Origin of the sequence: Siansivirga zeaxanthinifaciens CC-SAMT-1 (assembly GCF_000941055.1) — a bacterium.
GTDB lineage: Bacteria > Bacteroidota > Bacteroidia > Flavobacteriales > Flavobacteriaceae > Siansivirga > Siansivirga zeaxanthinifaciens.
In genome coordinates this window covers 3,115,932-3,134,422 of the sequence record NZ_CP007202.1, presented here as the reverse complement: position 1 = coordinate 3,134,422, position 18,491 = coordinate 3,115,932, and the positions used below count along the sequence as shown (strand labels likewise).

Annotated in this window: 19 protein-coding genes; 16 read left to right on the top strand and 3 right to left on the bottom strand. The window is 31.0% G+C overall.

The genetic code is table 11. The features are described from left to right. On the bottom strand, window positions 1-453 hold the full coding sequence (locus tag AW14_RS13515) for a hypothetical protein (protein ID WP_044639287.1): 453 nt from the start codon (window positions 451-453) through the stop codon (window positions 1-3). A 53-nt stretch (window positions 454-506) separates the two neighbouring features. Between AW14_RS13515 and AW14_RS13510 the strand changes: the two genes are divergently transcribed. From AW14_RS13510 to AW14_RS13495, 4 genes are all read left to right on the top strand, one after another. Further along, window positions 507-998, top strand: a complete 492-nt coding sequence (locus AW14_RS13510; protein WP_044639286.1) for a GNAT family N-acetyltransferase — start codon at window positions 507-509, stop codon at window positions 996-998. After that, entirely contained in the window at window positions 995-1,858 is an 864-nt protein-coding gene (gene prmC / locus AW14_RS13505; RefSeq protein ID WP_044639285.1) for a peptide chain release factor N(5)-glutamine methyltransferase, read from the top strand. Before AW14_RS13510 ends, prmC begins: the two co-directional genes overlap by 4 nt. A gap of 8 nt (window positions 1,859-1,866) precedes the next feature. After that, the gene (gene ligA / locus AW14_RS13500; protein WP_044639284.1) at window positions 1,867-3,861 is read left to right on the top strand and encodes an NAD-dependent DNA ligase LigA; all 1,995 of its coding nucleotides are present in this window, start codon (window positions 1,867-1,869) and stop codon (window positions 3,859-3,861) included. 86 nt (window positions 3,862-3,947) lie between these two features. After that, window positions 3,948-4,670, top strand: a complete 723-nt coding sequence (locus AW14_RS13495) for a hypothetical protein (protein ID WP_052647525.1) — start codon at window positions 3,948-3,950, stop codon at window positions 4,668-4,670. An 884-nt stretch (window positions 4,671-5,554) separates the two neighbouring features. On the opposite strand, the gene AW14_RS13485 is transcribed toward AW14_RS13495, so the two are convergent. Beyond that, a complete protein-coding gene (locus AW14_RS13485) occupies window positions 5,555-6,472 on the bottom strand; it encodes a bifunctional metallophosphatase/5'-nucleotidase (protein WP_044639282.1) in 918 nt (305 codons plus the stop codon). 3 nt (window positions 6,473-6,475) lie between these two features. Beyond that, window positions 6,476-7,234 carry a 5'-nucleotidase C-terminal domain-containing protein gene (locus AW14_RS13480; RefSeq protein WP_044639281.1) on the bottom strand — a complete coding sequence of 253 codons (759 nt, stop codon included), beginning with the start codon at window positions 7,232-7,234 and terminating at the stop codon, window positions 6,476-6,478. 74 nt (window positions 7,235-7,308) lie between these two features. Here AW14_RS13480 and AW14_RS13475 point away from each other — a divergent pair, with 74 nt between their 5' ends. The 12 genes from AW14_RS13475 to coaE all read left to right on the top strand — a co-directional run bounded on the left by AW14_RS13475 (window position 7,309) and on the right by coaE (window position 18,378). Further along, a complete protein-coding gene (locus AW14_RS13475; protein ID WP_044639280.1) occupies window positions 7,309-7,827 on the top strand; it encodes a DUF6913 domain-containing protein in 519 nt (172 codons plus the stop codon). After that, window positions 7,820-8,698 (top strand): 4-hydroxy-tetrahydrodipicolinate synthase, encoded by an 879-nt coding sequence (dapA, locus tag AW14_RS13470; protein ID WP_044639279.1) that lies wholly within the window; start codon window positions 7,820-7,822, stop codon window positions 8,696-8,698. The genes AW14_RS13475 and dapA overlap by 8 nt, the downstream gene beginning before the upstream one ends. Window position 8,699: 1 nt before the next feature. Continuing rightward, window positions 8,700-9,623 (top strand): ion channel, encoded by a 924-nt coding sequence (locus AW14_RS13465; protein WP_154662161.1) that lies wholly within the window; start codon window positions 8,700-8,702, stop codon window positions 9,621-9,623. A 175-nt stretch (window positions 9,624-9,798) separates the two neighbouring features. Continuing rightward, window positions 9,799-10,599 carry an outer membrane protein assembly factor BamD gene (locus AW14_RS13460; RefSeq protein WP_044639278.1) on the top strand — a complete coding sequence of 267 codons (801 nt, stop codon included), beginning with the start codon at window positions 9,799-9,801 and terminating at the stop codon, window positions 10,597-10,599. A gap of 13 nt (window positions 10,600-10,612) precedes the next feature. After that, window positions 10,613-10,939, top strand: coding sequence for a DNA-directed RNA polymerase subunit omega (locus AW14_RS13455; protein ID WP_044639277.1), 327 nt, complete (start codon window positions 10,613-10,615; stop codon window positions 10,937-10,939). A 10-nt stretch (window positions 10,940-10,949) separates the two neighbouring features. Continuing rightward, window positions 10,950-12,161: a bifunctional phosphopantothenoylcysteine decarboxylase/phosphopantothenate--cysteine ligase CoaBC gene (coaBC, locus tag AW14_RS13450; protein WP_044639276.1), complete on the top strand. Its 1,212-nt coding sequence runs from the start codon at window positions 10,950-10,952 to the stop codon at window positions 12,159-12,161. Beyond that, window positions 12,154-13,041 carry a type IX secretion system protein PorD gene (gene porD / locus AW14_RS13445; RefSeq protein ID WP_044639275.1) on the top strand — a complete coding sequence of 296 codons (888 nt, stop codon included), beginning with the start codon at window positions 12,154-12,156 and terminating at the stop codon, window positions 13,039-13,041. The genes coaBC and porD overlap by 8 nt, the downstream gene beginning before the upstream one ends. A gap of 64 nt (window positions 13,042-13,105) precedes the next feature. Beyond that, window positions 13,106-14,758, top strand: coding sequence for a DNA repair protein RecN (gene recN / locus AW14_RS13440; RefSeq protein WP_044639274.1), 1,653 nt, complete (start codon window positions 13,106-13,108; stop codon window positions 14,756-14,758). Window positions 14,759-14,872: 114 nt separating this feature from the next. Next, window positions 14,873-15,691: an enoyl-ACP reductase FabI gene (locus AW14_RS13435; protein ID WP_044639273.1), complete on the top strand. Its 819-nt coding sequence runs from the start codon at window positions 14,873-14,875 to the stop codon at window positions 15,689-15,691. 116 nt (window positions 15,692-15,807) lie between these two features. Next, a complete protein-coding gene (locus AW14_RS13430) occupies window positions 15,808-16,809 on the top strand; it encodes a glycosyltransferase (protein WP_044639272.1) in 1,002 nt (333 codons plus the stop codon). Then, the gene (locus AW14_RS13425; RefSeq protein ID WP_044639271.1) at window positions 16,809-17,768 is read left to right on the top strand and encodes a YbbR-like domain-containing protein; all 960 of its coding nucleotides are present in this window, start codon (window positions 16,809-16,811) and stop codon (window positions 17,766-17,768) included. The genes AW14_RS13430 and AW14_RS13425 overlap by 1 nt, the downstream gene beginning before the upstream one ends. Window positions 17,769-17,796: 28 nt before the next feature. Continuing rightward, on the top strand, window positions 17,797-18,378 hold the full coding sequence (coaE, locus tag AW14_RS13420) for a dephospho-CoA kinase (RefSeq protein WP_044639270.1): 582 nt from the start codon (window positions 17,797-17,799) through the stop codon (window positions 18,376-18,378). Window positions 18,379-18,491 lie beyond the last annotated feature (113 nt).

Below are 18,491 nucleotides of genomic sequence, written 5' to 3'. Positions count from 1 at the left end.
TTATTTAAGTTTTACGGTTTCAGTTTTATCTAAGGCGTATGTATGTGAAAATCCAAAGACTTTGTAAACAATATCGCCCTTGTATTGTATTTTTACTTTTCTGCTAAATAAACTTCCTAATAAGCCACCTAAATTTTTATTGCTTAATAAACTGTCTGTTGGGATATTAGCTTTTAATGGTATCGAAAATTCTTTTTTAGCAGGAATTTTAAAACTTTTTGTAGATATGCTTGTCATTTCATTATCGTTAACAAAAATTTTTACAGCATCGGTTTTTAATTCGCCACCAACAATATTAGGGTTTAAAAAAAGTGCTTCGGCTTCAATGGTAACAAATTTAGAGTTGCTTCCGGAAACTTTAATGTTTTGAACATTTAAAAATTGTGGTTTTTCGGCAACCGAACAGTTTAAAAAAGTTATGAGTATTGTTGATAAGATTATAAGGCGTTTCATCTCCTTTTTTTTAGTTTTAAGTATCTTCACACTTGTAAAAGTAAGTATTTAAAGTGAGCAAAGATACTATAGTTATTCGAGAAATTAAGAGCGAAGACAATGCGCCTTTAGAACAGGTTATAAGAGGTTGTTTTCATGAGTTTAAAATTCCTTTGGAAGGTACAGCCTATACAGATCCAGAAACGGCGAGTATGTTTGAAGCCTACCAACAAAGCAATGAAGTTTACTATGTTGTAGAATTGAATGGTGAAGTTTTGGGTGGTGCAGGAATAAAACCATTGCCAAATTTTGAATCGACCATTTGTGAACTTCAAAAAATGTATTTCTCACCTAAATTACGAGGTAAAGGTTTGGGGCAAAAATTATTTGAGAAATGTTTAAAAGCAGCAAAAGATTTGGGGTACAAGCAATGTTATATAGAATCTGCATCGCAATTAAAAGCAGCCATTCATATTTATGAACAATTTGGTTTTAAACATTTAACAGAAGCTGTGGGTGGTACAGGACATTACTCGTGCAGTATTTGGATGATAAAAGATTTATGAATTTAAAGACGATACAACAAAAATTTCATTTAGAATTAGATCCTATTTACCCCAAAGAGGAAGTAGATAGTTTCTTTTTTTTATTAATTGAGTCGTTTTACAAGGTGCGAAGAATTCAGCTTGCCATGGAGCCAGATCTAAAAATAGAAAATTCTGAATCTATTTTAAATGCGCTTCAATTATTAAAACAAGAACAGCCCATACAATACATTTTAGGAGAAACCGAATTTTACGGCCTTACTTTTAAAGTAAATTCTAACACCTTAATACCAAGACCCGAAACCGAGGAGTTGGTAGAATTTGTGATTAATCAGCAAAAAAAAATAGAAAATAAACCATTACATATTTTAGATATAGGCACCGGAAGCGGATGTATTGCCATTTCGTTGGCAAAAAATATCCCCAGTGCCAAAGTATATGCCTTCGATATTAGTACCGAAGCGCTTAAAATAGCCAAAGAAAATGCCGATTTAAATGAAGTAGATATTACTTTTATAACGGGCGATATATTAAATGAGTCTACTTGGCCTTTGTTTTTCAATGAAATGACATTTGATATTGTTGTTTCAAATCCGCCTTACGTTAGGGAAAAAGAAAAACCACTTATGAAAAATAATGTTTTGGAAAACGAACCCCATTTGGCTTTGTTTGTTAAAGATGAAGACCCCTTGCAGTTTTACAGAGCAATTACCCAGTTTTCGCTTAGTCACTTAAAAGAAAAAGGCTTGTTGTTTTTTGAAATTAATGAGTTTTTGGGTAACGAGATGATTCATTTATTAACAAAACATAAATTTGAAAATATTCAGTTAAAACAAGATATATTTAAAAAAGACAGAATTATAAAAGGGCAAAAACTTTAATAAATAGTATGAGTGCAGAGCAAGAAATAAAACAACTTAGAGAAGAATTAAATCAGCATAATTATAACTATTATGTTTTAGATAACCCTATAATTTCAGATTTTGAATTTGATATAAAGCTGAAGAAACTTCAAGAATTAGAAGCCCAGCATCCAGAATTTTACGATGCCAGTTCACCAACACAGCGCGTGGGCGGTGAAGTCACCAAAAATTTCGAAACCATTCCGCATACCTACCGCATGTATTCTTTAGAAAATTCATATTCCAAAGAAGATTTGCTAGATTGGGAAACCCGAATTAAAAAAATAATTGAAGGCGATATAGAATACACTTGCGAATTAAAATATGATGGAGCGTCCATAAGTCTTACTTATAAACACGGAAAATTATTAAAAGCAGTTACCCGAGGCGATGGTTTTCAAGGAGATAATGTAACTGCAAATATTAAAACTATTAAATCGGTTCCCCTTCAATTAAAGGGAGATTATCCAGATGAATTTGATATTCGTGGTGAAATAGTTCTGCCTTTCGATGGGTTTAATAAAATGAATGAAGAACGCATTGAAATTGGCGAAGAACCCTATAGAAACCCAAGAAATACAGCTTCAGGCAGTTTGAAATTACAAGATAGTGCCGAAGTAGCCAAACGACCTTTGGAGTGTTTGTTGTATAATTTATCTGGTACAAATCTAGGTGTAAATACACAATTTGAAAGTTTAGAAAAAGCCAGACAGTGGGGATTTAAAGTACCACAAGCTGCAAAACTTGTAAAATCGATTGATGCGGTTTTAGAGTTTATAGACTATTGGAATACCCACCGACACAATTTGCCTTACGAAACCGACGGTGTTGTTATTAAAGTAAATAGTTTACAGCAACAAGAAGAATTAGGTTATACAGCTAAAGCACCACGTTGGGCCATGGCTTATAAGTTTAAAGCCGAACAAGTTTCAACACGATTAAATAGTATAACCTATCAAGTGGGACGCACCGGGGCTATTACGCCTGTTGCAAATTTAGAACCTGTTGAGTTAGCAGGAACAACGGTTAAGAGAGCCTCGCTGCATAATGCTGATCAAATAGAAAAATTAGACATTCGTGTTGGCGACGAAGTTTATGTGGAAAAAGGTGGAGAAATAATTCCTAAAATTTTGGGTGTAGATGTATCTAAACGTCCTTTAAATTCTAAGCCTACGCAGTACATTAGTTTTTGTCCGGAATGTAAAACAGAGCTTGTACGACAAGAAGGCGAGGCACAGCATTACTGCCCCAATTATAATGGATGTAATCCCCAAATTATAGGTCGTATTCAGCATTTTATTTCAAGAAAAGCCATGGATATAGAAGGTTTGGGAGGCGAAACAGTTGCTTTGCTTGTTAATGAAAGAATTATTAATAATTACTCCGATTTATACGAATTAACTAAAGAGCAAATCCTGCCTTTAGAGCGTATGGCCGATAAAAGTGCCGATAACTTAATAAATGGCATCGAAAATTCTAAAAAGATTCCTTTTGAACGCGTTTTATATGCTTTAGGAATTCGGTATGTTGGTGAAACGGTAGCAAAAAAATTAGCAAAACATTACAAAAGTATTGATGCTATTGCCGATGCTACAGAGGATATGCTAATTAGCGTTGATGAGATTGGAATTAAAATTGCTGAAAGTGTATGTTTGTTTTTTCGCTCTGAAGAAAATATCAGAATCATACAAAGATTAAAGCAATTTGGTGTGCAGTTGGAAATGTCTGAAGAGGAGTTAAAAGGACAAACAGATCTGCTTTCTGGTCAAAGTATCGTTATAACTGGCGTATTTGAATCGGTTTCACGAGATGAACTTAAAAAACTTATTGAAAATAATGGGGGTAAGGTGAGCAGTTCTATTTCTTCTAAAACCAGTTTTATAGTCGCCGGCGATAATATGGGTCCAAGTAAAAAGAAGAAGGCCGAAGATTTAGGTATTACATTAATTAATGAATATGAATTCTTACAAAAAATAAAATAAAAATAAATTTTATCGATAAAAAGCATATTTTTTACGTTTATATGTAATATTTTTTTATATTTGTATCCGAACCATAAATAGGTATTATGGAAAAATGTAAATTTTTATTGGGTCTTTTAGGTTTAGTATATCTTTCTTCAATAGGATTTGAGCTTGTTGACAATAATTTGTATTCAAATTACAGCGAGGCTCTTATTTTGCCAATTGTTACTGTGATGTACTTTATTAAAATTAAGCAGCGGTCTCTTTTTTTAGTTTTGTTTTTGGTTTTATATTCTATTTCAGATTTATTTGTTTTAGTTTCAAAATACATTCCATATGAAGTAGATTATTATGGTGGCAACGTTCTATATATACTAGCCTATATATTTTTACTATTAAAAATTTTGAAGACAATTAATTTCAAAGAGATTATAAAAAATTATAATATCCATTTATTAGTATTACTACTTTTAAGCGTGTATATAGTTTATGTTTTGCAAATTATTATTGGGCCGTATTTATTAAGTACCAATGAGTATTTAGTAGAATTAATTTATAACATAGTATTGTTAATGTTATTATCTGCTTCTTTACTAAATTATTTTTACAGAGATAATGTAAAATCTTTATATTTATTTTTAGCTGTTTTAACTATTGTTTTTGCTGAGGTTATTTGGATAGCATATAGTTATATTTCCCAAAGAAATATACTTAATATTTTATCTACAACCCTTCACATTATATCCTACTACTTTATTTTTCAGCAGGCCAAACTTATAGATGAAAAAAAATTGGAAGTTGAAATAGCATACGAAACTAATTGCTAATTTTTTTGTTTTCAAAATAGAGCCTAAAACCCTAACTAAAATTAATTTTTTTTCGATGAAATACGTTTTTAAAATGTGTTTCATCGATTTATTTTGATTTTTAACGATTTTTATTAAGTGCTTATTATTTTTATATCCCCTAAATTTAATAGTATGAAATATTTTTCATTTTTAAAGGAAAATATGTTCTTTGTAATTAGTTTATTCTTTTTAATAGGACTTAATTTAGTTGCTTGTTTTTTAGAAATTAAACATTTGTTTAAGGTTCTATTTCCTTTCTTTATACCTTTGTTTTCAATATACTTAGTAAAGTTTAAATGTCGTAACAGTATATTTATATCCTTTTTAATTTTCACCTTTTTAGGTGATCTTTCCTTAGTATTTCATTTTTTTGAAGGGAAAGCTACAAGCTTACTGTATTTATTGAGCTATTTTTGTTTAATACTACTGGTGTTACCAGAGGTTAAGTTTATTAAAATTCAGAATGTAATAAAGACATATTTGTTTTTGGTTTTAGCCATTGCCATTTACTTTATACATATCCTGTATTTAAAACTTCTTGGTTTTATAAATGATGATGTTACTTTGCTCTTAATAACATTAAAAATAATTGGTTTGGTTTTTCTTTCTTTTATAGCTTTAAGTCTTTATTTTAAAGAAGATTCTATGAAAAATGTTATGTTTTTAATAGCTGTAATATGTATTGATTTTTCGGCCTTTCTTAATTTTGTAAATCTGTATTATTTGTTTAATTGGAGTTTCGTAGCGTTGGAAGGCATTTTCTATGTTTTATCAATTTATTTTTTATTCAGGTATGTTATATACGATCGAATTCTTGCGTCTTACAAGTTCAATAAAAATTATAAATCGAATAAGATTATTATTTAAACAACAATAGAAACACCTTTTGCTGTTTTGTTTTTACTCGAATCAAAATAAAAATCAATTTTACCCAGATTGATGCCATAGCATCCTACTTGATTAATTAAAACGTTTTTACCTTCCTTATTTTTTACAACCGTAGGTTTATCAAGAAACGTATGTGTGTGGCCACCTATAATTAAATCAATATCTTTAGTCTGCGCAGCCAAATTTAAATCACTAATTTTTTTCGGATTATCGTTGTACTCATAACCCAGGTGGGATAAACAAATAATTAAATCGCAATGCGCGTCATTTTTTAGAATGCGCGTCATTTCCTGAGACATTTCTATTGGGTCGAGGTATTTTGTTTCTTTAGACAACGCTTCATCTACAATGCCTTTTAATTTTATACCCAATCCAAAGACGCCTATTTTGATGTTATCTTTTACAAAAGTCTTGTAAGGCTTCACATGTGTATCCATGATGGTATTAGAAAAATCGTAATTGGCAGAAATAAAGTCAAATTCGGCATGCGGTAATTGTGCAAATAAACCCTCAATTCCATTGTCGAAATCGTGGTTTCCTATGGTAGCAACATCATATTTTAACATACTCATTAATTTAAACTCTAACTCACCACCATAATAATTAAAGTAGGGTGTACCTTGAAAAATATCGCCGGCATCAACCAATAATGTATTTGGATTATCTTTTCTAATATGTTCAATTAAAGTCGCTCGTCTGGCCACACCACCCTTATTGGCATACATACCATCTGTAGGACTAAATGGATCGATATGGCTATGAACATCGTTGGTATGCAGAATGGTTATTTTAGTAGTTTGAGGTGCGCTAGTAAACGATTGAAGTCCGAAACCTCCAACAGTCACTAAAGCGGTTGTTGCAGCCGTTTGTTGTATAAAATCTCTCCTTTTCATTTTCTATTTTATTTGAATAAATCGGTCGTCTATTACAGGTTTCAAAGTGTCTATTTTTGTGAAATAATCTATAAGGGCATTTCTAATTTTATAATCTAATTTATAAAGCCCTACGTTGGGTTTGAAAAAAGTCATATAATCGCCACCATTGTATAAATAATCGTTTGTAGCAATGTAATAAATACGATTGGCATCAATGGCTTCGCCATTTATAGTTTTTTCTATCACATTAAAATCTTTATCAATTTTTAATTTAAGTTTAGAAATGGGATTGGCTTTTTTCGACTTGAGTAAGTATGCTATAATGTCATCTATTTGATGGCCTTTTAGTGCCACTACAACAATGCTGTTTTCAAAAGGCATTAATTCGAAAGCATTTTTTATAGTTACGTTTCCCTTAGAAATAATGGCTCGCATACCACCATAATTTAGAATGGACATGTCAATATTTTTACCTGTTCTTTTTAAAAAAACAGGATTTGCTTGTTCGTAAAGGGCATCGGCCATAAAATTACCAAGTGCTGTATTGTATTCGCCATCAAATTTTGTGTAGGTTTCTTTAGAATAGGCTAAAACACTGTCTAAATAAGTTTCTATGTGTTTTCTGTAGGGCTTAATATAGGCTTCAATTCTGGGGTCGGCGTATATTGAATCGGAAATATTTATTTCGGTTCCTTCAACTTTAGTTAGAAATTGTTGCGGTTGTTTACAGCCATAAATAGCTAGAGCGGTTGCTAATAAAAAATAATGTTTTAAGGTCATTTAATTAAACTTAGTGTAATTTGATGATTTTTTGAATGTACTTTTGCTACCTTTGCGCAAAAGTATAAAGGTAAATGATTTTAAAAAGTTTTAAGGTTAAATCTAATAAAAAGTACTTAAACAAATTGTTATCAAAAAGACAACTTCTTGCTAACAACAATAAAATTGAAAGCCTTGCAGTCGTAGTTAATTTAGATGAAATAGAAAAATTTGATGTTTTTTATGATTTGGGAAACCTATTAAAAATTCAACCAAATAAGCTAAAAGTTATAGGTTTTAGCACAAAAAAAAATCAGACAAATTCTAATGTTTTTAATTTGAAAGATTTTGGTTGGAAAGCCACCATAAAAAATATAGAATTACATACGTTTCTAGAGACAGATTTTGATGCTTTAATTAGTTATTATTCGTCTAATTTGTTAGAATTGAAATTATTAACAGCAAAATCGAAAGCAAAATTTAAAATTGGTATTTTGCCTGATGATAATCGCTTAAACGATTTAATCATTAAAACTAAAATAAATGAATTTAATGTGTTTAAAGACGAAGTTTTTAAATACCTAACTATATTAAATAAAATTAAAAATGAATAGTAAGTTTCTAGGAACTGGAGTTGCTTTAGTTACACCTTTTAAACAAGATTTAAGTATAGATCATGATGCTTTAAAAAATATTGTGAATTTCAATATCGATAATGGTGTAGAATACCTTGTAGTTTGTGGAACTACAGCCGAAAGTGTTACTATTACTAAGCAAGAGAAAAAAGAGGTTATTAATACGATTGCAGTTGCTAATAACGGCCGAGTTCCTATGGTTTTAGGAATTGGAGGAAACAATACTGCACAAGTAATTGAAGAAATTCAAACAACCGATTTAAGTATTTTTGATGCCATTTTATCGGTATCTCCATATTACAGTAAGCCAACACAAGAAGGTATTTATCAGCATTTTAAAGCGATTTCAGAAGTATCGCCAATTGATATTATTTTGTATAATGTTCCAGGGCGTACCTCAAAAAACATGGAAGTTTCTACTACTTTAAGACTAGCGAACGATTTTAATAATATTATAGGAGTTAAAGAAGCAGGAAATAGCATGTCGCAATACTTAGAGCTTATTAAAAATAAACCAGAAGATTTTTTAATTATTTCTGGTGACGACGATTTAGCTTTAGGCGTAGTTTTAGCAGGAGGTGCAGGCGTTATTTCGGTTATTGGACAAGGCTTTCCAAAAGAATTTTCAGAAATGATTCGCTTGGGATTAAAAGGCGATGCGAAAGAAGCTTACAAGTTAAATTACAGACTGCTCGATGTTACTGGATATATTTTTGAAGAAAACAACCCGGCTGGAATAAAAGGTGTTTTTAATGCCTTGAATTTATGTAACGATACTGTTAGATTGCCTTTAGTACCCGCATCTAATCAACTTAAAGAAAAAATTAAGACGTTTATAGAAAACTTCTAAATTGGAAAATAAAATAAAAGATCCGGGTATTGGCAATGCGTCATCAGAGCACGCTAAAAGGATGATGAATCCCGATGGAACTTTTAATTTGAAATACATAAACAAACCACGTAAATTTTCAGAAGCTTATCACTATCTGGTTAATATTACGTGGTTTCATTTTTTTACACTCATTTTTGTTTTTGGGTTTTTAATTAATGCTGTTTTTGCACTCCTATACATCCTTATTGGTATAGAACAAATAACCCCATCGACAGGCGAATTTGTACTCGATTTTTACAACGCATTTTTCTTTTCAACACAAACCTTTACTACACTTGGTTACGGTGTTATGGCCCCTCATGGTATAAGCAGTGGGTTTATATCCTCTTTTGAAGCCTTTTTAGGCTTGCTGCTTTTTGCCTTTGCTACAGGATTAATTTATGGCAGATTTTCTAAACCACGATCGGCAACATTGTTTAGTAAAAATTTAATTATTAGAGATTTTAACGATGGCAGAGCTATCATGTTCCGATTGGTAAATCATAGAAAAACAATCATGATTTATCCAAAAATAAAGGTAACCTTATCGCTTTCCGTTAAAAACGCATTAGGAGATTACGAAAATAATTTTTATAACTTAAAATTAGAACGCGATTCAATTAATTACCTGCCAACAACTTGGACCATAGTTCATGAACTTGATAATGACAGCCCATTAAGTAAATATTCAAACGAAGACATAAAAAAACTTCACGGCGAACTATTAATAATGATAAGTTATTACGACGAATCCTTCAATCAAGAAGTGCATCAAATGCATTCTTATGTCTTAAACGAAGTGCAAATAGATTTTAAATTTAAAAAAGCCCAATATTTTAACAAAGCAGGCGAACTGGTGTTAGATTATAAATGTTTTGATGTAATAGAACCTTCAAAAAGTTAAATATAACTTAATCATTCTTTGGTGTATAATACATCAAGTAAATTAGCGTTAAAATAATATTTTTAAAATCCATATTAATAACTTAATTTTGCATCTTGTTTTAAAACCACGAGATGTTTTATTTTAGTTTTTAATTAAACCTACAAATGGCTTTTAAAACAATTAATAAAATAGCATGAATAAAATATTATACATATTAATAACATTTTCAATTTTAACTGGTTGTAGTGAATATCAAAAGGTTTTAAAAGCTGAAGATATTGGCGCTAAGTTTAAAATGGGACAAGACCTTTATGATGCTGGTAAATATGCTAAAGCAAATAAGTTGTTTGCTCAAATAGTACCTAGCTACAGAGGAAAACCTCAAGCAGAAAAGTTAATGTATTTATATTCACAATCGTTTTATGAAATTCAAGATTTTTATACGGCTGGATATCAATTTGAACGTTTTGCATCTAGTTACCCAAAAAGTGAAAAATTAGAGGAAGCATCTTTTTTAGCAGCTAAAAGTTATTACATGTTATCGCCGGCGTATTCAAAAGATCAAAAAGAAACAAAAAGTGCTATTGAAAAACTTCAAACGTTTATTAATTTATACCCAGAATCAGAATATCTATCTGAGGCAAATAAACTTGTTAAAGAATTAGATTATAAATTAGAAAAAAAAGCATTCGAAATTGCAAAACAATACAATCATGTATCTGATTTTCAGGCATCAATAAAATCATTTGATAATTTTATTTTTGAATTCCCTGGCTCTGTATTACGTGAAGATGCTTTGTTTTACAGATTCGATTCTGCTTACCAATTAGCAATGAATAGTGTGGAGTATAAAAAACTTGCACGATTAAAAACAGCTAAAGATTATTACGAAGCATTTAAAAAGGCGTATTCAAATTCTAGTCACATAGAAGCATTAGATCAAATGGCTGCCAATTTAGATGAAGAATTAAACAAATACAGCATTAAAAGTTAAATAACAAATTAAAATGGACTTAAAAAAAACCAATGCTCCTGTTAATACTATTACGTACGACAGAAATCAAATTGACGAACCAACAGAAAATATCTACGAGTCAATTTCTATCATCGCTAAACGTGCAGAACAAATTAACACAGAGATTAAAAAAGAACTTATCGATAAGTTAGAAGAATTTGCTACTTACAACGATAGCCTTGAAGAAATCTTTGAAAACAAAGAGCAAATTGAGGTTTCTAAATTTTACGAAAAGTTACCAAAACCTCATGCGTTAGCCGTTCAAGAATGGTTAACAGATAAAATTTACTTTAGAAATACTGAAGAAGATAATCAGTAATTTTTAATACATGTCTATACTAAGCGGCAAAAACATACTATTAGGAATTAGTGGTGGTATTGCCGCTTATAAAACAGCTTCACTTGTAAGGTTATTTGTTAAGTTGGGTGCTCATGTAAAAGTTGTCATGACCCCTGCTTCAAAAGAGTTTGTAACACCGCTAACCTTATCTACACTTTCAAAAAATCCTGTATATTCATCCTTTGTTAATGAAGATGAAGACAATGGCGTATGGAACAGTCATGTCGATTTAGGCCTATGGGCCGATTTTTTTGTTATTGCGCCCGCTACTGCAAACACCCTGTCTAAAATGGCTAATGGTACTTGCGATAATTTATTATTAGCAACATATCTTTCAGCAAAATGCCCTGTTTATTTTGCACCAGCCATGGATTTAGATATGTACAAGCACGAAAGTTCTCTAAATTCTTTTAACACTTTAAAAAGCTTCGGAAACATTATGATTCCCGCAACTAGTGGCGAGTTAGCAAGTGGTTTAATTGGTGAAGGCAGAATGGCAGAACCAGAAGCTATTGTTTCATTTATTGAAAACGATGTTTTAGCTAAACTACCACTTAAAAATAAAAAAATACTTATTACAGCCGGACCTACTTACGAAGCTATTGATCCTGTTAGATTTATTGGAAACCATTCCAGCGGTAAAATGGGATTTGAAATTGCTAAAGCAGCTGCTCAATTGGGAGCAGAAGTTATTTTAATTTCTGGTCCTACCAATCAAACAGTATCCCACAGTTTAATAACTGTTATACCGGTTACAAGCGCAGAAGATATGTATCATGCTGTGCATAATCATTTTAGTAACTGTGATGTTGCCATTCTTTCTGCAGCCGTGGCAGATTACAAACCAAAAGAAGTAGCCCCTCAGAAAATAAAGAAGAATAGTTCTACGTTATCATTAGAATTAGAGAAAACAAAAGACATTTTAGCCTCTATCGGAGCCATTAAAACACATCAGTTTTTGGTAGGTTTTGCCTTAGAAACGAATAACGAACTCGAAAACGCAAAAGATAAGCTTAAAAGAAAGAATTTAAATTTAATTGTTTTAAATTCGTTAAATGATGCAGGCGCTGGATTTAAAAGTGACACGAATAAAGTTACTTTTATTGATGCAAATAATGTTGTAACAGAATTTCAACTAAAATCTAAAGCCGATGTTGCTAAAGATTTACTAAATAAAATAACAGAACAAATTAATGCGTAATTTTTTAATAGTTTTATTTTTCAGTTTAGGATTTATGGGTTTTACCCAAGAATTAAATTGTAATGTTGTTGTTAATGCACAACAAACAGGAAACGAAAATTTTCCAATTTTTAAAACATTAGAAACGCAATTAAACGAGTTTGTTAATAATACCAAATGGACTAATAAATCGTTTACTATTAACGAACGCATCGATTGTAGCATGATTATAAATGTTACAAATTACAGTGGAGAAGCTTTTACAGCATCGCTTCAAGTGCAGTCGTCTAGACCCGTTTATGGATCCTCATTTAGTTCGCCTGTTTATAATTTTAATGATAGGGATTTTAATTTCAGATATTTAGAATATCAAAATTTAATATTCAATCCAACACAGTTCGAATCTAATATGATATCTGTTTTGGCATTTCATATTTACATGATTTTAGGTTTAGATGCCGATACATTTGCTCCAAACGGTGGCGACCCTTATTTTAAACAAGCGCAAACCATTACAAATTACTCGCAACAAGGTAATTTTAGAGGTTGGAAAGTAGAAGACGGACTTCAAAGCAGATTCACCCTAATAGACAACATCTTGTCTCCTACATTTAAAGAATACCGTCAAATTATGTACGATTACCATCGAAAAGGTTTAGATGTTATGAGCGACAATGTAAAGGAAGGAAAAAAAGAGGTTGCTGTTGCTTTAAACAGTTTTAAAGCCATGAACAGCCGTCGTCCTAATTCTTTTATTTTGCGAACTTTCTTTGATGCCAAAGCCGATGAAATTGAACAAATTTTTACAAACGGACCAAGTATAGATATTGCAGCTACTAAAGAAACACTTCAAAAAGTTGCTCCAATGCATAACAGTAAATGGCAAAATATTAAGTTTTAAGTTTACTGCAATTTAAAACACAATCACTATATTTAGTTTTATTAATTTAATTGATTAACGAGGTTTGCTAACATCACTTTCAATAAATAATTACGCATTAATTGATAATCTTCAAGTCGATTTTAATGATGGTTTTTCTATTATTACCGGAGAAACTGGGACTGGAAAATCAATACTGTTAGGCGGTTTGTCCTTAATTTTAGGAAAACGAGCCGATTTAAGTAGTCTTAAAGACAATACTAAAAAATGTATTATTGAAGCCAATTTTAATATAACTAACTATAATTTAAAAGGTTTGTTTGCAGCCGAAGACTTAGACTTCGATGAACACACCATTATAAGAAGAGAAATTTTACCTTCGGGAAAATCTCGAGCCTTTGTTAATGATTCTCCTGTAAATTTAAATAGTTTGCAAATATTGGGTGAGCGTTTAATCGACATTCATTCCCAACATCAAACCTTACAATTAACAAGCGACGAATTTCAATTTCAAGTCATTGATGCTCTTGCAAATAACGAATCAATTCTACTGTCTTTTACTTCAGAATTAAAAGTATATAAAAAATTAAAAGGCGAATTAAAAGCGTTGTTAGAGTTTCAGGCCGAAGCCATTAAAGAACACGATTATAATACGTTTTTATTAAACGAATTAATAGAAGCTAATTTAGTTGAAGACGAATTACAACTTTTAGAAGAAGAATACGATAGTTTAAATAATATTGAAAGCATAAAAGAGAAACTTGCCGAAGCTTACTTATTGTTAAGTGAAGAACAAATTGGTATTTTATCAAGCTTAACAAGTTTAAAAAACACTTTGCAAAAGTTAGCATCGTATGCTTCAAAATACGACGATTTGTATCAGCGTGTTAATAGTAGCCTTATCGAAATGGACGATGTTTATAGCGATATAGATACCATGCAAGGTCATCTAGAAGCCGACCCGAAACGCCTAGAATTTGTCGATGCCAAACTACGTGTTTTAAATAATTTAATGCAAAAGCATGTAGTGAATTCCATTTCAGAATTAATTGAAATAAAGAATCAACTGGAAGAAAAAGTATCTTTAACCGAAAATTTAGATACCTCAATTCTAAAAAAACAAACGGAAATAGCTTCAAAACAAGAAGAATTAAATGCTATTTCTGAAGCAATTCATAATAATAGAGAAAAAGTAATTCCTGAATTAAAAGCGCAGTTAGAAACTATTTTATCGAGTTTAGGCATGCCAAATGCGCAATTTAAAATAGAGCTCAATCTAGCCGACACGTTTTTTTCAAACGGAAAAGATCAATTATCATTTTTGTTTTCTGCAAATAAAGGCGGCAATTACAACGAACTTAAAAAAGCAGCTTCTGGTGGTGAACTATCTAGAATTATGCTTGCCATAAAATCAATTTTAGCAAAGTATATTCAATTACCTACCATTATGTTTGATGAGATTGATACTGGTGTATCGGGAGAAATCTCCAATAAAATGGGCGATATTATGTTAGAAATGAGTAAGACCATGCAAGTTTTTTCTATTACACATTTACCACAAATTGCTGCTAAAGGGCATTCGCACTTTAAGGTATACAAAGAAGATATCGATAATGTTACACAAACCAATTTGGTAAAATTAAATCACGACGAGCGTATTGTAGAAATTGCACAAATGCTTGGCGGTATTGAATTATCGTCTTCTGCAATAGCACATGCCAAAGAGTTGCTAAATTGAAAAATTATAAAAGTTAAAATTATAAGTTAAAAGTTTAGTATTTTTGCAGCTGTAAAATTAGAGTGATTTTAAAATTAATAACAAAATTAAATCACCACATATAAACTAAAAAGTATGTCATACAATTTATTAAAGGGAAAAAAAGGAATCATTTTTGGAGCATTAGATTCTAATTCAATTGCTTGGAAAACGGCAGAACGCGTTCATGAAGAAGGTGGTCAATTCGTTTTAACTAATGCGCCTGTTGCTATGAGAATGGGACAAATTAATGAATTAGCAGAAAAAACAGGTTCTCAAATAATTCCTGCCGATGCAACTTCTGTAGAAGATTTACAAAATTTGGTTGAAAAATCGATGGAAATTCTTGGAGGTAAAATCGACTTCGTTTTACACTCAATAGGTATGTCTATTAACGTTCGTAAAGGAAAACACTATACCGATCAAAATTACGAATGGACTCAAAAGGGTACAGATGTATCTGCCATGTCTTTTCATAAAGTTATGCAAACGCTTTACAAAGCAGATGCTATGAATGAGTGGGGTAGTATCGTAGCTTTATCTTATATGGCTGCACAACGTGTTTTTCCAGATTATAATGATATGGCCGACAACAAAGCGTATTTAGAAAGTATTGCGCGTAGTTTTGGTTATTTCTTTGGAAGAGATAAAAAAGTACGCGTTAACACCATTTCTCAGTCGCCAACACCAACCACAGCCGGTAGTGGTGTAAAAGGATTTGATGGTTTTATTGCTTATGCAGATAAAATGTCGCCTCTTGGAAATGCTACTGCTCTAGATTGTGCTAATTATACAGTTAGTTTATTTAGCGATTTAACCAAACGTGTTACACTTCAAAACCTTTATAATGACGGTGGATTTAGTAATATGGGTGTAAGCGATGCTGTTATGGCAACCTTTACAGGTGAAGAATAAAAATAATATTACAATACAGAAAAGCCACTTTTAAAGTGGCTTTTTTTGTTTTAAGTAAGTATAGGTGTTTCTTAAATTTTAAGTGATTTTGTTATTGGATTAATTACATTTGTGATATGCAATTAGAGTTTTCATTTATAATTCCGGTGTATAACCGTCCCGACGAAACACTAGAGCTTCTGCAAAGTTTTGAAGCTTTAAAAACAACAACACTTTTCGAGATTGTTATTGTTGAAGACGGATCTACGGTACCATCAAAAGAGGTTGTAGCCCAGTTTAATTCTAAATTAAATATATCTTATTATTTTAAAGAAAATTCCGGGCCAGGTGATTCTAGAAATTTTGGTATGCAACAAGCGAAAGGTAATTATTTTATTATTCTGGATTCCGATTGTATTTTACCTGCTAATTATCTTTTTGAAGTAGAGAAAAGTCTTAAAAGCGAATATGTTGATTGTTTTGGAGGACCCGATGCCGCACACGAGTCGTTTTCAGATTTACAAAAAGCCATTAATTTTTCTATGACATCGTTTTTAACCACAGGTGGTATTCGTGGAAATAAAAAAAGTATTGATACGTTTCAACCCCGCAGTTTTAATATGGGAATTTCGAAAGAAGCCTTTTTAAAATCGGGTGGTTTCGGGTACATTCATCCAGGTGAAGATCCCGATTTATCCATCAGGTTATGGCAATTAGGGTATAAAACAAAACTTATTCCGGAGGCTTTTGTGTATCATAAAAGACGCATTTCCTGGCAAAAATTTTACAAACAAGTTAATAAGTTTGGGTTGGTAAGACCCATATTGTCGGTTTGGCATCCTTCAACAAAAAAAATAATATATTGGTTACCAACACTTTTTAGCTTAGGTTTAGTTGTATCTGTGTTTTTATTTTTTAAAATTAAATTGTTTTTGGCTCTATATGTATTATATTTTATGGTAGCTTTTATTGCAGCGTTATGGGAAACTAAAAATTTAAAAGTAGCTTGTTTCGCCATTATAGCAATAACGGTGCAGTTTTTTGGTTATGGTTACGGATTTTTAAAATCTACGCTTGCAGTCGATGTTTTAAAAAAGAATCCAGAATCGTATTTTCCTAATTTATTTTTTAAAACCTAATGTTTAAAAAAGAACTTATAGAGGTGTTAGCTTTTATTAGAAGAAAAAAAATAAATGTGTTTTTTTTGTTCTTATTATTGGCTTTTGTAATTCTGTTGTTTACTAAACTCTCTAAAACATACACCAATACTCTGGCATTTAATATTGAAAAATTAAATGTACCCGAAGCCGATTTAATTTTAGACGATTCGGTAAATTTAAACATAACGCTAAAAACACACGGTTTTAAGTGGTTAACATACTATTTCTCGAAACCTAAAATAGTAATAGATTTTAAAAACGATGTTTATAAAAGAGATTCTGTTTTTGTTTGGCATAAGTCGGTGCCCTATGTTGCCAACACACAATTCGATAAGCAAGTAGAGTTGCTTAATATGTCGCCAGATACCTTGTATTTTAGATACGATGTTAATATGGTTAAAAAAGTGTCTGTAAAACTAAATTCTAAAATTCAATATAGTTTGGGTTATGATCTTGCAGATCACTTTAAATTAACTCCCGATTCTATTGTTGTTATTGGTCCTAAAATTAAAGTTGATAGCATAAAATATATAGAAACCAAACATGTTGTTTTAGAGGAGGTAAAATCGGATATAAATAAAACGGTCGATTTAAATCTTTCTAAAAATGATAATGATTTGAAGTATTCAAATACTAAAATTACTTTAAAGGGAACTGTAGATAAATTTACCGAAGGTATTTTAAAAATACCTGTAACCATTATAAATGTTCCTGACAGCATTTCGGTTAAATACTTTCCAAAAGAAATAAATGTATCGTATTACGTAAGTCTAGGCAATTTTAATAAAATAACGACTAAAGATTTTAAAGTGGTTTGCGATTACAATAAAATTTTAAAAAATCAATCGTTTTTAGTCGCAGAATTAGTGAAAGTTCCAAAAATTGCTAAAAAAGTAAAAGTAGGACAACAACGCATTGAGTTTATAATTACCAAATAATGTTTTGGCTAAATTTTAGAGTATAAAAATGAAAATTATAGGGCTTACAGGAGGTATAGGAAGTGGTAAAACTACGGTAGCAAAATCTTTTCATTTGTTAGGAGTGCCTATTTACATTGCAGATGAAGAAGCCAAGAAACTCATGAATACCTCTAAGGTAATCAAACGAAAGCTTATTGCATTATTTGGAGAACATGCCTATAAAAATAATACTTTAAATAAGCCATTTATAGCTCAAATTATTTTTAACGATACAGATTATTTACAAAAAATGAACGCTATCGTACATCCCAAAGTAGCAAATCATTTTAAAAAATGGGTTACTAAACAAACAGCACCTTATGTTATAAAAGAAGTTGCTATTTTGTTTGAAAATGGTGGTCACAAACTTTGCGATGATGTTATTACTGTAACGGCGCCTTTAGAAATTCGCATTCAGCGTTTATTGAAACGCGATCACACTACTAAAGAAAAAATTGAGGCTATAATTAAAAATCAATGGCCCGATGAAGAAAAAATTAAGTTGTCTAAATACGTAATCGAGAATGTAGATATCGAGGATACGAAGCTTCAAGTTCTTAAAATACACCAACTTATAATCAATTCTTAAAGTAAAAATGAGTATTTTAACATTTTTGTTAATGTAAGGTTAAAAGAACCCACAGCTAAATGTTAAAATGTTAATTTTGAATAATGAACAAAAGAACTTTTTTCCTATTAATT

Excerpts from the sequence above, each read along its gene's own strand:
- AW14_RS13515 (WP_044639287.1), bottom strand. The coding sequence starts at position 453 with ATGAAACGCCTTATAATCTTATCAACAATACTCATAACTTTTTTAAAC.
- AW14_RS13460 (WP_044639278.1), top strand. The coding sequence starts at position 9,799 with ATGAATAAAATATTATACATATTAATAACATTTTCAATTTTAACTGGT.
- AW14_RS13495 (WP_052647525.1), top strand. The coding sequence starts at position 3,948 with ATGGAAAAATGTAAATTTTTATTGGGTCTTTTAGGTTTAGTATATCTT.
- prmC (WP_044639285.1), top strand. The coding sequence starts at position 995 with ATGAATTTAAAGACGATACAACAAAAATTTCATTTAGAATTAGATCCT.
- coaE (WP_044639270.1), top strand. The coding sequence starts at position 17,797 with ATGAAAATTATAGGGCTTACAGGAGGTATAGGAAGTGGTAAAACTACG.
- porD (WP_044639275.1), top strand. The coding sequence starts at position 12,154 with ATGCGTAATTTTTTAATAGTTTTATTTTTCAGTTTAGGATTTATGGGT.
- AW14_RS13425 (WP_044639271.1), top strand. The coding sequence starts at position 16,809 with ATGTTTAAAAAAGAACTTATAGAGGTGTTAGCTTTTATTAGAAGAAAA.
- AW14_RS13485 (WP_044639282.1), bottom strand. The coding sequence starts at position 6,472 with ATGAAAAGGAGAGATTTTATACAACAAACGGCTGCAACAACCGCTTTA.
- coaBC (WP_044639276.1), top strand. The coding sequence starts at position 10,950 with ATGTCTATACTAAGCGGCAAAAACATACTATTAGGAATTAGTGGTGGT.
- AW14_RS13455 (WP_044639277.1), top strand. The coding sequence starts at position 10,613 with ATGGACTTAAAAAAAACCAATGCTCCTGTTAATACTATTACGTACGAC.
- AW14_RS13475 (WP_044639280.1), top strand. The coding sequence starts at position 7,309 with ATGATTTTAAAAAGTTTTAAGGTTAAATCTAATAAAAAGTACTTAAAC.
- AW14_RS13480 (WP_044639281.1), bottom strand. The coding sequence starts at position 7,234 with ATGACCTTAAAACATTATTTTTTATTAGCAACCGCTCTAGCTATTTAT.
- AW14_RS13435 (WP_044639273.1), top strand. The coding sequence starts at position 14,873 with ATGTCATACAATTTATTAAAGGGAAAAAAAGGAATCATTTTTGGAGCA.
- AW14_RS13430 (WP_044639272.1), top strand. The coding sequence starts at position 15,808 with ATGCAATTAGAGTTTTCATTTATAATTCCGGTGTATAACCGTCCCGAC.
- dapA (WP_044639279.1), top strand. The coding sequence starts at position 7,820 with ATGAATAGTAAGTTTCTAGGAACTGGAGTTGCTTTAGTTACACCTTTT.
- ligA (WP_044639284.1), top strand. The coding sequence starts at position 1,867 with ATGAGTGCAGAGCAAGAAATAAAACAACTTAGAGAAGAATTAAATCAG.